Genomic DNA, 14981 nt, shown 5'->3' on the forward strand with positions numbered 1-14981 from the left:
CTTTTTATTTTTCACATATTTGAGTCACTATTATTTTCGTAATTTAAGTTAATTTGTCTTTTTCGGCGTAAACCAGGTGATTATGAATGCAATTATTGAAAGAACAAACATATAGAAGTACGTGCTACTTGCGGCATTAATATAACTTTGCTTAGATTCTAAAGAAACATTCAATAATTGAATTGAATAAACCGTCATAATAATTGCTGTACCGATTGCTCCAGCAAGTTGCCGTATTGTGTTATTTATAGACGATCCGTGAGAGGCTAATTCCCTCGGCTCCCCATATAGTGGTTCCGACAATCCACCAAATTATAGGTTTGGTGGAAAATTCATTTATACATCTACCTTTATAGGTAATGTAAACTGAAGCTTCACTTCTTCCCAGATTAATTAAAGGTTTGAATGTAGAATAGATGTATGGACACATCTTGGTTAAGTCACTAAAATTGAACTAACGAAAGGTCGTGTCTGTATTATGAGTAAAAAGCGGTATAACCAAGAATTTAAACAAACAGTAGTGGAGCTTCACAGCTCAGGTACCCCGGTCAGCCAACTATCTAGCGAATATGGTGTTTCAGAAGTAACCATCTATAAATGGATTAAACAGTTCTCTACAATCGAAGGGACAAAGGAATTAACTGTATCCGATGTAGAAATGATTCAAAAAGAAAACCTCCGGTTAAAACAGGAGCTTGAAATCCTAAAAAAGGCTATGACCATATTCGCGAGAAAATAGAGGACGAAGAACTGATCAACTACATTACAAATGAAAGCGGGCATCATCCAGTACAAGTGATGTGTCGCATTTTAAAGATGCCTAAAAGTACTTATTATCATTCATTTCATAAGAAACCGAACTGCTACCACGTGGCCAATGAGGCAATATTGGATCGTATAATAGCCATTCATAAAGGAAGCAAAGGTATCTATGGCGCCCCCAAAATACATCGAGTACTTTTAAAAGAAGGCTATTCTTGCAGTATAAAAAGAGTCCAACGTCTGATGAAACAAGCAGGCATCCAGTCAAACATTGTGAAGAGATACCGTCCAGCAAGCACACAGACACCAGTGGAAGAACGAGAAAATGTGTTGAAGCAAGATTTTACAACAACCACAATCAATGAAAAATGGGTGGCAGATATCACGTATATCCATACACTTCGAGATGGCTGGTGTTATCTAGCGTCTGTCCTCGATTTGCATTCAAAGAAAATAGTAGGCTACAAGTTTTCCCATACGATGACCACAGAAATCGTGTTGGATGCTTTAAAAAGTGCCGTCGATTCCCAAAATCCTTCACCGGGATTAATCATCCATACGGATCTAGGTACCCAATATACAAGTGAGGCATTTCAAGAACAGTTAAAAAAATATGAAATGATTGCATCATTCAGTCGTAAAGGATGCCCTTATGACAATGCATGCATCGAGTCCTTTCATGCCACACTCAAAAAAGAAGAGGTCTATCGGAAACGATATGAAGATTTTGAGAATGCGAGAATCTCCCTATTTCAATATATAGAAGGCTGGTATAATCGTAAACGAATTCATGGAAGCATCGGCTTTGTAACGCCAGAGGCGTATGAAATAATGTGTCGCGCAGCAGCCTGAGTCTTAAGGGTAAAAGCCAATCCCCCTCCACATTTTTCATGCACAACATCCATTGGTTAATCTCTCCACGTCCCAAGTAGATTGTCAAAGGCTCTTTTCACTTTGACGATCTACTTGGGATGTGGAACACTCCATGAATGGTGGTTGTGCAGAAAAAACTTAATCTTTTTGTGTCCAGAATCTTGACGTAGATCCAGTTAATCCGCTTTTATGCCAATTTAATTCACATTAAGAACGTACGACAAGGTAACACTAATACACTTTACAATTGGATTTCTTCTTATATTAATGTCAAAAGTACAAAAAATAGTACAAACGTTCTTTTTAGGGTATAATAGCCTTATCTAAAATGTAAAGGGGTCTTGCTTTATGGCACAAAGGTTACCTTATTCTGAAATTGCACCAGCAGGTATGGATATTATGATGGAAATGGAGAAATATACGAAAACAACTGCGATCGAACGAAAAATTCGTGAGCTAATTAAAATTCGTGCTTCTCAAATTAACGGATGTGCTTTTTGTTTAAACATGCATACAACCGATGCCCGAAAAATGGGTGAAACAGAACAGCGATTATACTGTGTTAGTGCATGGGAAGAGTGTGAATTCTACACTAAAGCAGAGAAAGTGGCTTTAGAATTGACGGAGCACGTGACATTAATACCGACAAAACGTGTTCCAGATGAACTTTATCAGCGGGTACGAGAACATTATGACGAGAAACAATATGTTGACCTTATTCTAATCATCAATCAAATCAACAGTTGGAACAGAATTTCAATTGCAATGGGTAATACAGCCACTGAAAAATAATTACTATCAACGAACATCAATGGGTGTTCGTTTTTTATTTCCTTTTACTGCGAGTTTGTGTCAAATTCTTATATTTAACTATGCTACTCTTAACTAAAAAAGTGTCTCTGATTAATACAGAAACACCTACGTATTCAATGAATTTATGACTTTCTTTCAATTTCCCAATATAATATGGATATTACATAGTGCATAAATATTTGATAAATACTTATTCCTTTTATAATGGATAAAGTGACCCCTGGAGAAAATTTCAACACACAAAAACTAACTATTACAATTTATATGGATAATGATAATTTTTAAGCAGCTTAGTCTATATAGATTTATCCGATAAACATCTTTCGCCGATCATAGGCAACGAAGAGCATTAACACACCTAAAATCGAGCAAATCATATATGTAGTTGAATAGGAATAAAGGTCTGAGAGTGGTCCCATAATGAGACCACCTAAGGAGACACCTAAATCTGCCATCGCAATAAATAAACCTAGTAATATATTGCGATTTGCCTTGGGCAGGACAAAGCTTAAAAATGTGGTTAATGTTGGGTAGAGAATTGCATGAGCTATACCTATTAAAACAGCACCTAAATAGAAAAAGAGTACCCCACCATTTATTGCAAAACTTACGCATTGTGCTCCAATTGCTAAAAGAAGTATTGTTCCCATTATAAAAGATGAATGCCATTTTCCGTCAGAAGGAATTTTTTTTCTTAAGGAAAACCGTGAAAAGACAACAGTCCCTGCCATTAGCATTAGAAATATACCGGCATTGCCGTTTTTTACTTGTTCAGCATATAGTGGCGTAAAAATAGTAACCGCTCCAAATATAATGGAAACAACTAACATAAGAACACTACATTTATATAAATGTGGATTTTTTACTAGCTGACTAAATGAATTAAACATACTTCCACCCTGCTCAGCCATTTTTGTAGGTCGGGTTTCGGAATTATTCATTTTAGTGCTGTATCCAAATACTCCAGTTATGATAGCAATTGTTACCATCACTACTGCAAAGTACTCCATTCCTCCCTGCCAAATTCCTAATGCCAATAAAGGTCCAATAATACCTGGTATATAAGAAAATAAAGAATAAAGTGATATTCCCTGTGAACGATCTTTTTCTGGTAGTGCATCAATAATTCCGATCTGTAATGCCATTGAAAAAAAAGCTGTTGAGACTCCTTGTAACATACGAGCAATCAAAAACCCACCAAGCCCAGTTAATGTATATAATATTAATGCAAATCCATTAATAATAAGAATAACTCTCAACACTTTTATGGGTCCATGTTTTTGAATAAAATGACCTGCCCATGGTCTAAAAAACATGGTAGTAAACAAATACGCCCCCATGATCAAACCAATTGTTGTATTAGTTGCTCCTAAGCTCCCCCCTTGTAAAGGAATAATAACATTTAGTATAGAATTGGCACTAAAATAAAGTAGTACCAGCAAATATAATCGTATAAATGGCCAAGACATAGCTCCACTCACAAGTTTTTCTCCTCCAAACTATTAAAAATTATGTACTTATGGCTTTACCTGGTTAAAACGTTATCAACGACTTTAGTAATTTTCTTGCATAGACAGATTTAACGTCCTTCAAATGTTCAATTGCCACGATTTCTTCTATTTGTCCATCCTTAAAAATAATGACTCTGTCGCAAATATAAGCAGCAGCCTGTATATCATGAGTGATAAAAACATAACTCATATTGTAGATTCTTTTTAAATCCTTGAGCAATTCAAGCACTTGTATTTGAACAGATACATCTAATGAACTGATTGCTTCATCTAATAAAATACATTTTGGTTCTGTTGAGATAGCTCTTGCAATACAAACTCTTTGAATCTCTCCTCCTGATAACTCATGAGAATATTTGTTTCGATAAGACGAAGGCAGTCCAACTTGATTTAATAGAGTAGTAATCTTGTCTATATTCTCCCTTTTACTCTTGTTTTGAATCTTCAATGGCTCCAAGATCGCCTCTTCAACAGTAAAAAAAGGGTTAATGGAAGATTTGTAGTCTTGAAAAACAGCGCTTATATTACCTAATCTCACTCTTCTGTCTTCTACATTCATACCATCAATCAAAACCGTCCCACAATCTGGCTTTTCAATTCCCAACATCAAACGCCCTAAAGTTGATTTACCACTGCCACTTTCTCCAATGATACCAAGACACTCTCCACTTCTACATTCGAGGCTAACATTCTTTAAAATAATCTGCCTTTCCGAAGAAAATAACCCGTTTTTTTTATAGGATTTTTGCACTTTATCAACTTTCAGCAACTATTGTCCCTCCCCCATAATCCTCTTAAAGTTATTACTCAGAGCCATTCTTGTAGAAACTAAGTATTTTGTATATTCATGTTTTGCTCCTGAAAATATTTCTTCAGTATTTCCTCTTTCAATGATTTTTCCATCCTTCATCACTAATACTTCATCAGCAATTTTCCTTACAACACCTAAATCATGGGAAATAAAAATCATGGAACAACCAATTCTTTCACGTAAGTTAATAAATTGGTCAACTACTTCAAATTGTGAGATGGTATCTAGTGCTGTTGTCGGTTCATCAGCGATAATGATATCTGGCTCTAGCACAATGGCCAACGCAATCATAATTCGTTGTAGCATCCCCCCCGATAACTGATGTGGATACTTGTTCATAATTTCTGTTGGATTTATTAACATGACACTTTCCATGGCACTTTTCATTCTTACTTCCTCTTCGTTTTTACTCCAATCGAAATGTTCAGCAAGTGTTTCCCTCAAATGTACACCGATTACACAGGAGGGATCGAATGCAGTCATCCCATTTTGCAGAATCATGCAAAGGTTTTTTCCCCTTTTTTTTCTCAACTCCTTTGTGGATAGTTGGTTTAAGTTCTCCCCTTTAAAAAGTATATCCCCCGATTGTTGAAGTGAGGTGCTGTTTAATCTCATTATTGCCCTACAAGTTACAGACTTACCACTACCACTTTCTCCTACAATCGCTAAGCAGCTTCCTGCTTTTAAATCGAATGAACTATTTTGAATGATCTTTTTCCCAGAAACTATATCCCATACCATTAAGTTTTTAACCTCTAGTATATTCTTCATCTAATTTGCTACCTCTTTTTCTCGAACCTTTACAGTAGAAAAAGGAGAATTTTCTTTGTACTTATTTTTAGAGATTACTAATTTGGGGTCTAGAGCAACTTGAAGTGAGTCAGATAAAAAATTGAATGCCGATACCACAATGACAATCGCTAATCCAGGAGCCAACATTAATTCCGGTCTTGTGAACATAACTTCCCTCGCTTCATTCAACATCATTCCCCATTCTGGATTTGGGGCTTGAATTCCTAAACCTAAAAATGAAAAACCAGAAATTTGCAAGATCATTGATCCTATAGATCCGCTCGAAATCACTGCGATATCAGAGAAGGTAACCGGAACTATATGTTTGAAAATTATTTTAAAATCACTAATACCCGTTGCTTTAGAAAACTTCACATAATCCAATTCGGCATACTGCATAACAGAAGTTCTAATAACTCGAGCAAACCAAGCCCATTTTATCAAAGCAAATGCAATTAGGATATTTTCAAGGCCAACCCCCAATATTCCAATAACCGCAAGCGCCATAACGTATCCAGGAAAAGAAAGCATCGTGTCACATATTCTCATAATTATTGCATCGATTTTCCCTCTAAAGTAACCAGCTAGAAAACCTAGAATGGCACCAACTAAAACAGATATAAACAGAACAACTAAAACCCATAATACACTTGGTCGAATTCCATATATAATTCTGGATAAAATACATCTTCCTAGATGGTCATTACCTAATAAGTGTTCCCATGAAGGTGAAGCGTATCTAAGACTCATGTTGATTTCATTAGGATCAAATGGTGCAAATAATGGTGCGAAAATACCAGCAATTATTGTGACAGCAATTATTAATAAGGAAATCGTAGCTAACCTATCTCTACTTAAGTTTCTCAGTATTCTCATTTAAAGATCATTCCTTAACTTAGGATTCATAAACGCATTAATAATATCGGAGATTGTATTAAACAAAACAAAGGCAGCTGCTAATATAAGCACATATGCTTGAATAATAGGAAAGTCTCTACCTAGAATTGCTTTCACACTTAGACTTCCTAATCCTGGCCACGCAAAAACATTTTCTATAACGACTGTACTTCCCAATATGATAGGTATTGCCATACCAAATATTGAAATGGATACTTGCAATGAATTCCTTAATATATGCATGATAATTTTCATCTCAGGCAAACCGGATGCCCTTCCATACAAGACATAATCCTCATTTAAATTGTTTAACATGGATGATCTAATATTTCTAAAATATATACCAGCATAACTTATCGTGATAACAATAACCGGTAAGATATAACTGCTATACGAATCCATTCCACTTGTTGGTAATAAGTCTAATTTAACGGAGACATACCAAATCATAATTGTCGCTAACCAGTAGGACGGCATTGCTGTTAAAACAAACGATAATCCTCTTATTGATTTATCGATTACTTGCCCTTCCTTTAACGCACAAGTAACTCCTAATAATATGGACATAAAGATAATGGCAATAGATGAAATTAACGTTAACTTTAAGGTATTTAAAAATGCTGGACCTATCAGTGACCATACAGGTTTACCATTAATGTATGAATCTCCAAAGTCCAACTGTAAGGAGGAAATGAACCAATCAAGATAACGTAAGATAAATGGCTTATCTAGCCCCAACTCTTCTTTTGTTTGTTCTAATAATTCTTCTGTTATCTCTGGAACACCTTGCGCTTGTAATACCACTTCAGCTGGATCTAAGGGAGAGAGATTAATTAAGACAAACGTCAAAAACGAAATGATTAAAAGTAAAGGGACGGATACGAGGATCCTTTTAAAAATGTAACTTCCCATAGCAAATCTCCTTTCCATTGAACTATTAAACTTTAAACATTTATTCTTTTTTTGCTAGTAAAAGAGAGGGAAATCCCCTCTCAGACTGTAGACAAACTCAATTTTTGGTGCATAGAGTTGTATACTAAAATCGGCAAGGACCACCACTTCGCTTTCCGTGGGCTTGGCTTCAGCCTCCTCGTCCCTGGGAAAACATATGCTTCTGCGGTTACTCTTCGCAAAGACATTGGTCAAACAAAGTTCGACCAATGTCTTTCCTGCGGGGTCTTCTGCTCAAGCTGTTCCCACCGGAGTCTTCGTGGTGGTCCTTGCCTTATAAACAACTCCTTAAAGGTTTCTACTATATATACTTTTATTTAGATAAAGTAACCTTTTTAAAGATATTTATTATTACTCATAGCAGTTTATAAAAATATTTTTGTCGTCAAGCTGAGAGGGAGAAATCCCCTCTATTATTAATATTTTTACTTAAAGTTCATCAACTCAAATGGAAGCTCAAATTGAGTTTGCTTGAATGATATTCCTTTTAAATTTTGTGGGGCTACTACAGTGACACTTCCATTTGAAATAGGGATAAAAACTGCTTCTTCATGAACAATTGTCAAAATATCAGCGTACAATGATTTTCTAGTTTCTTCATTTGTAGAAACCATAATTTGTTCAATTTTCTTGTAAAGTTCATCTGCATGTTCAATGCCTTTTGTCGTGTGCAAATAAGATGCCTCAGAAGTAAAAGCTGAGATTGTACTTTGTGGGTCATACGCTAGACCCCAGGTTTGATTGAATAATAAATCATAGTCGCCGGTAGATCTTCTATTAGCTAATGAAGTTGACTCTTCCCCTATAATCTGCAGATGAAGGCCAATCTCTTCTATAGAAGCTTGTATAAATTCAGCCTGTGTTTTTTGAGAGGAAGAATTGCTATCATAATAGAGCTTCATAACTAATTTTTTTCCTTCTTTGGTTCTAACTTCATCTCCATTTTCTAGTTTCCATCCACCTTTTTCTAGAATTTCTTTGGCTTTTTCTACATCATAGCCTCGCTCCTTTAAGTCAACATTGGCATAGTTTACATTTGGTGAAAATAGTGTATTGGCCACTGACTCTGTACCATTAAAGATATCCTTACTAATTGTTTCTCTATCAATTGAGTACCATATGGCTTCACGAACCGCTATTTCACTTATTGGATTATCATGTTTACTGCTATTGGCTACTATCATTTTAGTGTTCATTGGTTCACTTCTTATAAGTTGATATTCTCCGGAATCAACTAATTGATTCATGGGTTCGATAGCGAGACTATCTGCTCCACGATCATCTGTAAATACAAAATTGACTTCTCCTTTTTGTAATGCTAGCAATGTCGTTTCCCCAGCAGGAAGTACTTTTGAGGTAATTTTTTTTATTTCAGGTGTTCCATTCCAGTAGTCTTCATTTGCTTCAAAAGTGGCAAATTCATCGATTTTATGTTCTGTGAGCATATATGGACCAGTACCGTTATAGCCACTTACGCCATCTTTCGTTTCCCCATTTTTAAAATCTTTGGGTGATATGAATACATAAGGTCTTGTCATAGACAATTCAGCCAAAGTTGGATAGTATGTTTCGGACAGTTCTAATTCAACTGTGAACTCATCTACTACATTCACACTTTCAATTTTTGTAGATAACTTAATCCAGGCATGCTTCTCTGCATTATTTTGTACAGCCTCAATATTTTTCTTCACTGCCTCTGCGTTAAACAGCACCCCATCATGAAATTTCACATCTTGTCTTAAAAAGAACGTGTATACTTTCCCATCCTCTGAAACTTCCCAAGATTCAGCGAGTAAAGGTTTAATCCCGTCTTCCGTGTTTTCAACCAAGGATTCATAGACCATCCCTTGAGCCGGCATTGAGCCTGAGTACAAATGCGGGTTCATGTCATTAATATCTTTAGCAGATGCATAAATTATCTCGTTTTCATTATTAGCAGCATCACCCGTTTTCTCATTATTAGAACTTTCAGCTGAGCAAGCCGCCAAAATAGATATAACCAATACTATTAAACACACTAAATTAAACTTTTTCATTAACAACATATTTCTCCCCTTCAGCCTTATTAATTTGAATTATCGCGTTTTAATGAGTTAACATGATCTAACTTAAATTACTTCCACCTTCTAGCGGATTCCAGTGGTTGTCAGTATATGATCCTATTTTTTAAGTCGAGTCATATTTTCAATCGTTTGCTCCTATACTATTTCCAATGATCCTTCCTTATAGAGTAATATAATCGTAAATAGTAATGATTACTATTTACGATTTACAATTGAATTATAGCATTATATTCCATATAGTCAATTCGTAAATTTCCACTAAATACAATTTTTTGTTTCTGCTGCCGCAAAAAGACATTCTTCATAGAGAACAACCTTTAAATAGTGATGTAGAGAAACATAAGTAAATATTACTGATAAATAACAATAATGTTGTTTGAAAACGCAAGTGTTGCTATTCGTTTATCGGACCAGATTGGTGAATACTTAGTGTAATAAATATGCTAAAATAAGGAAAATGTATTAAAGATATGTACTTAAATAACGGTGTTTTTAATTGAAATATAAAAAGATGAGAGTGAGTATATGGGTGAAATGGAGACATTTAATATGAAAAACGTGTGGATAAGAATTTTAGTAGTAGTGATAATAGGCATCACTATTTGGAATTTTATAACCTACCTTAGTGATACGTTTATAGCGGAAAGATATAGTCGAACAAATCATTTTTTTATTGCTGTAATTACTTCTGCATTAACCTTTATCCTCATCCAAATAGCACTTAAAGTTGATAAAATACCTTGGAAATCAATTGGACAAGGAACATTCAAAACGAATATTTTTTTATTTACACTTGGATTTTTTCTTTGGGTTGTACCTGCATCCGTTGGTTTAATTATTTGTTTAACACTAGGATGGGTTGAAGTAACATTATTTTCCGATTTAGAAAATTTATTGATTAGTATCTTGATTTTATTCATTACTGTATTCTTGATTGAAGCGTTGCCTGAAGAACTTATTTTTAGAGGATATATTTATCGCTATTTAAATGTACATTTTCCTCATTGGATAACACTTATTATTCAGTCATTACTTTTTTCATTATTCGCCTATTTAATAGGGGCGATTTATTCATTCGAGCAGCTTCAATTCATTCCCGGATTTGCTCTGATACTGGGTTATCTAAGGGCGGTTTCAGGAAACATATGGACTTCCATAGGATTCCACGTTGCTATAATGACAGCAATGCAAATTTTAGGACCAATCCACAGTCACTTTGATGTAAGTGGGATGATGATGCTTCAATTTTTTGCTTTTATTTTACTTCCAAGTGCAATCGCTGCAACTGTATTATCAGTTATATTCCCAAATCATCAGTGGTATAAAAAAGAGCCTATTTTTTAACCGTAAATTAACATATGATGAATTTTTTGAAGGATATTGAATACCTATTATCTGATCGCATAACTGAATATCTTAGTTTCACCACGCATACAAAGAGATTGGGACAGAAGCAGAAATTTTATTGGACAAGGAGAAACCTTTACTAAATAATGGATATTTAATAAAACTGATTGGAATGGAGGGGCGACTCCTACGGGAATAGCGTGACGCCTGAGACTACAGGCTCAGGCCATGCCCGTGGAAAGCGTCCCTGGAATGGAAATCAATTTTGTGCACAGCAAAAAACAGCATTTTTCTCACAGAGAAAAATGCTGTTTTGAGGTTCTGTCCCAGCCTTTTAAAATGATAAATCTTCATAAGTGTTTTGGAAAAAGAACAATTTGGGTGTTAAAATCGTGTAAATAGCACTACTAAAAATCTTTTTTATATTGTATTGCTAGGTAAATTCCACCAGCTAAAAATGTAAGCGCATATTTGAACAAGAAAAAAATGGTCCACATATAATCTTTAGGAAAAATCAGGTCACATAGAATAATTGTCCACAGCATACAGTAACTGCTTTTCAAAAAGATGCTATTCGTCCGTTCGTCTTCTTTCCCAATTTTCTTATAAAATACATAAGCAAAAATCGCACTACTCATGAGTAGTAAAAAACCAAATCCAATGAGTAAATTCCAATTTCCCGTAGATTGTTCAGCCCAGGACTTTAAAGGATAAAAAATTGCGTTAGAAATATCTGAGAAATTAATTTGCATTTTGATCACTTCCTTTCACGTAAGTAAAAATATCGTTTACATCCACATTAAAAAATTGGGCAATTCGAAAGGCTAACAGCATAGTCGGTATATAATTTCCTTTTTCCATTACGAAGATGGTTTGTTTGGAAACCCCAACTTTCTCAGCTAATTCTTGCTGAGACATTCTGGCAAGTACTCGATATTCATAAACCTTATTTGTTATTGAATCACCAAAATCTTTCTTCATGACCATCACCTCTTGAAATAAATTATAAACTTTGTTTATATAAAAGTAAAGTAAACTTATATAAAATAATGATAAATCTTTATATCTACTTAAACTACTTTGATCTAACAAAATTTTGGTTTCATCGGGTTCATATATCGATCTGGCTGCATCTATAATCTTTAGTGGTGCAATCAGATAAAAATGTAAAGTTCTATAAGTATTGGACCTCAATTAACCAGCTTGATTGTGATTTTATTTAAACATTAACTGTCTTTAAATGGTGATTCTTGCTATAGAACACTTCTTAAATAATCTTGATAATAAAAAAAGCGACTAACTCACTATGAGAAAGTCGCAAAATTGGACTTGCTATTGATTTCTTCAATAACAATTTTGTTCAATATTTTTTTGGGAAAGAGCTTCTTAACATCCGTTCATTATTTCGAATACTTATTGAGCATACTATTTAATTGGTGATTGAGGTGCGTAAGATGTTCGGCAGAATTAGCTACATTGGCAATTGCATTTATTTGCTCATCTACGGACGCATGGATTTCTTCGACAGTCGCAGCAGTTTGTTGCGATACGCCTGTGGCATTTCGGATAGCAATAGTAATATTATTATTTTCTTCAGTTACTTGTTCTAATTCGGTATTTAATGTATCTACCGCTTGTATAGTTTGGAAAATTGAAGCTGCGATATTACTGAATTCTTTTTCGGTTTTGTTAACAACTTGATTCAATTGCTCTGAATGCAGGGTAGTTTGTGACATGGCATGTACAGTCTTTTGTGTTTCTTCTGCGATACCAGTGATCATTTCTTGAATCTGGTGTGTAGCCTTATTAGATTGTTCTGCAAGTTTTCGTACTTCGCTAGCCACTACAGCAAACCCTTTTCCATGTTCCCCTGCTCTGGCAGCTTCGATACTAGCATTTAGTGCTAACAAATTTGTTTCAGCTGCAATGCTTTCAATTGTGTCAGTGATACGAGAAATCTCTTTCACTCGAGAGGAAAGGCTTGTTATTCCTGTATTAATGTGACTAGAAGCTTTAAGAGATTCTTCATTAGAATTTTGAAGTTGTTGCACAATCTCTCTGCCTTGCTGAGTCGCTTTTTCAGAGTTAATGGATAACTCTTTTATTACATGGCTCTGTTCATTCATAGTATTAATAGATTGTTGTAAATGATTTATCCGTTGGTTTGTGTTTTCTAAATCATTAAACTGTGTTAGTGTACCATTTGAAATTTCAGAAATGGCTTTTCCAACTTCTTCACTACTTGCAGACGTTTCTTCAGATACAGCAGATAGCTCAGTAGCTGATTCCAATAAATTATCGCTAGTACTTTGTAAACCACTTATGAGTTGTCTTAGCTGTGATGACATTTGATTGAACGCGTAACCTAATTGACCAATCTCATCCTTAGATTCATGTAATTGACTATTTTGTAGTTGACCATTTGCAATATTTAATGCTGCAGATTTTACGTCCACTAAGAATTTAATTTTCTTTTTTGTTAGGAAATAAAAAGACAATAGACTTAGTATTGTAATGGTTATCGTGATGGCAATTAGAATATATTTCAATTTATTTAATTGGGCATAGAATTCATCTTCATAAACGGCTATTCCAACATTCCAATCCCATGGTTCGTAGTAGGTCATATACGCTATTTTATTTTTCATATCTCCATTTTCGTCCTCATCGAGATAGGTTACGAATTGTTCATTATATGTAGTTTCATGTGCGCCTTTCACCATCTTTTCACGATTAGTGGTATCTTCTGGAATGGATTCAATTACATTTTTAGGATGTAGTTTAGTGGAGTAATCTGACCCATAAGCAACTAAATACCCTTTATCTTTATATACAAAATTAGACTTCGTGAAATCATAACCCTCTTCCGCAAGTTTGGGGCCATTAAGGAGTACACGTGCTTTTTCCTGTGCTTCGGAAAGCGTTAAGTCATTACTTTCAACCTGTTCGTTTAAAGTTGTGAGTGTAGCCAAGGAACTATTTGCTATATGACTTAAATCCAACTTCCCACTATAAATGAGTTCATTTTTTGCTAAAAAATATCCAGTTCCACCCACGATTATGGCTGTCAATAAAATAATAGTACTGATTAGAAACAATAATTTAGTAGATATTTTATTCGTCTTTAAAAAAGATGTTTTTTCTCGTTTCATTCTTTATCCTCCCATTTCTATGAACAATTAAGTCCTATGACCTAAGCCCTATCTCCTTATATCTACCCACTATATCGACAACTTTCAAAATAACTTTACAAGTTCAAAAGTCTATTCCCATGAAATAAATTAGTTAGCAATTATTTGAATAGCTTAGGAGAATATAATTTAAGTATTTAGACTTCCTTTGACAGCTAATCTAACTCTGTTTTTCATGAATTCATTATGTAATATAAATATTTACACATCATTTTTCTTCAAAGATACATGTAAAAACGCGAAAAAACACTATTATATTGTTACTAGGTATTCAATACCTGTTTTCAACATAATAGTGTTATATTAACAAATATCAATCCCGATACAGTAATTCAGCTCACAAAGGTTGATTATCTTAGTTGTAAGACTAATATATTTTATTCAATAGTGTCTAACAGCTCAACATCTACTTTTTCGGTATCTTTCCAATCATAATATCTTTCAATATGCCATTTATTTGCTAGTCTCACATAATTATTGTCTTCAACCCACTTATGTAAGTCATTATATGTTTCCATTATTTTATAATTTGAGCCTCTATGTCTCATAACAGCATATTTTTGAGGTGGTATCGTTAGAGTTACCATATCAGATGGAATATCTGTGTATTCTTTAACTTCCACACAAACCCAGTAGCCATCTTCATCAGCAGTTTCATTTTCCACAACAAATGCACCAAATTGTTCAGTTGGATTAACAACCTGTTTAATTTCACTTAAACGGTGACTTAACTTTAATGACGCTTTGGGTATTTCAACTAAATATTGGTCATTAGAACATAAAACTCGAAAACCTACTAACCTTAATTCATCAAGCTCTTTAATAGTCTTATTTTGCATTGTTGTTTCTGACACTTTATTTCCCCCTCTATATATGATAATTCTTTATTAATTCTTTTTTTATGGAGATGAATTTTGTACTCTAACAACTTGAACTCATGCTACTTCTTTTCACAAAGTTAATTTTATTA

Annotated in this window: 13 protein-coding genes and 1 pseudogene; 3 read left to right on the forward strand and 11 right to left on the reverse strand. The window is 34.4% G+C overall.

All coding sequences use genetic code 11. The features are described from left to right. Window positions 1-48: 48 nt before the first annotated feature. Window positions 49-279: pseudogene (locus MKY60_RS09915) on the reverse strand (MFS transporter); the annotation flags it as partial. A 199-nt stretch (window positions 280-478) separates the two neighbouring features. On the opposite strand from MKY60_RS09915, the gene MKY60_RS09920 reads away from it, so the two are divergent. Together MKY60_RS09920 and MKY60_RS09925 are read left to right on the forward strand one after the other, a co-directional pair. Then, window positions 479-1614 (forward strand): IS3 family transposase gene (locus MKY60_RS09920; protein WP_340929681.1). Its coding sequence is split into 2 segments (ribosomal slippage): window positions 479-704 and window positions 704-1614, totalling 1137 coding nucleotides; the frame shifts between segments, so codons are not numbered across the junction. A gap of 369 nt (window positions 1615-1983) precedes the next feature. Beyond that, the gene (locus MKY60_RS09925; RefSeq protein ID WP_241599260.1) at window positions 1984-2427 is read left to right on the forward strand and encodes a carboxymuconolactone decarboxylase family protein; all 444 of its coding nucleotides are present in this window, start codon (window positions 1984-1986) and stop codon (window positions 2425-2427) included. A gap of 326 nt (window positions 2428-2753) precedes the next feature. Here MKY60_RS09925 and cntE read toward each other — a convergent pair whose 3' ends face one another. The 6 genes from cntE to cntA all read right to left on the reverse strand — a co-directional run bounded on the left by cntE (window position 2754) and on the right by cntA (window position 9446). Beyond that, on the reverse strand, window positions 2754-3929 hold the full coding sequence (gene cntE / locus MKY60_RS09930) for a staphylopine family metallophore export MFS transporter CntE (protein ID WP_340929684.1): 1176 nt from the start codon (window positions 3927-3929) through the stop codon (window positions 2754-2756). Window positions 3930-3981: 52 nt separating this feature from the next. After that, on the reverse strand, window positions 3982-4728 hold the full coding sequence (locus MKY60_RS09935) for an ABC transporter ATP-binding protein (protein ID WP_340929685.1): 747 nt from the start codon (window positions 4726-4728) through the stop codon (window positions 3982-3984). Beyond that, window positions 4729-5541 (reverse strand): staphylopine uptake ABC transporter ATP-binding protein CntD, encoded by an 813-nt coding sequence (gene cntD / locus MKY60_RS09940; RefSeq protein ID WP_340929687.1) that lies wholly within the window; start codon window positions 5539-5541, stop codon window positions 4729-4731. Beyond that, entirely contained in the window at window positions 5542-6438 is an 897-nt protein-coding gene (gene cntC, locus MKY60_RS09945; protein WP_340879685.1) for a staphylopine uptake ABC transporter permease subunit CntC, read from the reverse strand. Further along, complete coding sequence (gene opp1B, locus MKY60_RS09950) at window positions 6439-7371, reverse strand: nickel/cobalt ABC transporter permease (RefSeq protein WP_340929688.1); 933 nt, start codon at window positions 7369-7371, stop codon at window positions 6439-6441. Between the two features lie 464 nt (window positions 7372-7835). Then, complete coding sequence (gene cntA, locus MKY60_RS09955; RefSeq protein WP_340929689.1) at window positions 7836-9446, reverse strand: staphylopine-dependent metal ABC transporter substrate-binding lipoprotein; 1611 nt, start codon at window positions 9444-9446, stop codon at window positions 7836-7838. 576 nt (window positions 9447-10022) lie between these two features. On the opposite strand from cntA, the gene MKY60_RS09960 reads away from it, so the two are divergent. Next, window positions 10023-10817, forward strand: coding sequence for a CPBP family intramembrane glutamic endopeptidase (locus MKY60_RS09960; RefSeq protein ID WP_340879688.1), 795 nt, complete (start codon window positions 10023-10025; stop codon window positions 10815-10817). A 410-nt stretch (window positions 10818-11227) separates the two neighbouring features. Here MKY60_RS09960 and MKY60_RS09965 read toward each other — a convergent pair whose 3' ends face one another. The 4 genes from MKY60_RS09965 to MKY60_RS09980 form a co-directional block, all read right to left on the reverse strand. Beyond that, window positions 11228-11572, reverse strand: coding sequence for a DUF2178 domain-containing protein (locus MKY60_RS09965; RefSeq protein ID WP_241599237.1), 345 nt, complete (start codon window positions 11570-11572; stop codon window positions 11228-11230). After that, entirely contained in the window at window positions 11562-11801 is a 240-nt protein-coding gene (locus tag MKY60_RS09970) for a helix-turn-helix transcriptional regulator (protein WP_090569400.1), read from the reverse strand. The genes MKY60_RS09965 and MKY60_RS09970 overlap by 11 nt, the downstream gene beginning before the upstream one ends. A 419-nt stretch (window positions 11802-12220) precedes the next feature. Then, the gene (locus MKY60_RS09975) at window positions 12221-13972 is read right to left on the reverse strand and encodes a methyl-accepting chemotaxis protein (RefSeq protein ID WP_340929691.1); all 1752 of its coding nucleotides are present in this window, start codon (window positions 13970-13972) and stop codon (window positions 12221-12223) included. 416 nt (window positions 13973-14388) lie between these two features. Further along, window positions 14389-14850, reverse strand: coding sequence for a GyrI-like domain-containing protein (locus MKY60_RS09980; RefSeq protein ID WP_445678004.1), 462 nt, complete (start codon window positions 14848-14850; stop codon window positions 14389-14391). Window positions 14851-14981: the final 131 nt, after the last annotated feature.

It is taken from the genome of Psychrobacillus sp. FSL K6-1415, assembly GCF_038003185.1.
Lineage (GTDB): Bacteria > Bacillota > Bacilli > Bacillales_A > Planococcaceae > Psychrobacillus > Psychrobacillus psychrodurans.

Excerpts from the sequence above, each read along its gene's own strand:
- MKY60_RS09980 (WP_445678004.1), bottom strand. The coding sequence starts at position 14,850 with ATGCAAAATAAGACTATTAAAGAGCTTGATGAATTAAGGTTAGTAGGT.
- MKY60_RS09975 (WP_340929691.1), bottom strand. The coding sequence starts at position 13,972 with ATGAAACGAGAAAAAACATCTTTTTTAAAGACGAATAAAATATCTACT.
- cntA (WP_340929689.1), bottom strand. The coding sequence starts at position 9,446 with ATGAAAAAGTTTAATTTAGTGTGTTTAATAGTATTGGTTATATCTATT.
- MKY60_RS09970 (WP_090569400.1), bottom strand. The coding sequence starts at position 11,801 with ATGAAGAAAGATTTTGGTGATTCAATAACAAATAAGGTTTATGAATAT.
- cntD (WP_340929687.1), bottom strand. The coding sequence starts at position 5,541 with ATGAAGAATATACTAGAGGTTAAAAACTTAATGGTATGGGATATAGTT.
- cntC (WP_340879685.1), bottom strand. The coding sequence starts at position 6,438 with ATGAGAATACTGAGAAACTTAAGTAGAGATAGGTTAGCTACGATTTCC.
- MKY60_RS09960 (WP_340879688.1), top strand. The coding sequence starts at position 10,023 with ATGAAAAACGTGTGGATAAGAATTTTAGTAGTAGTGATAATAGGCATC.
- MKY60_RS09965 (WP_241599237.1), bottom strand. The coding sequence starts at position 11,572 with ATGCAAATTAATTTCTCAGATATTTCTAACGCAATTTTTTATCCTTTA.
- MKY60_RS09925 (WP_241599260.1), top strand. The coding sequence starts at position 1,984 with ATGGCACAAAGGTTACCTTATTCTGAAATTGCACCAGCAGGTATGGAT.
- opp1B (WP_340929688.1), bottom strand. The coding sequence starts at position 7,371 with ATGGGAAGTTACATTTTTAAAAGGATCCTCGTATCCGTCCCTTTACTT.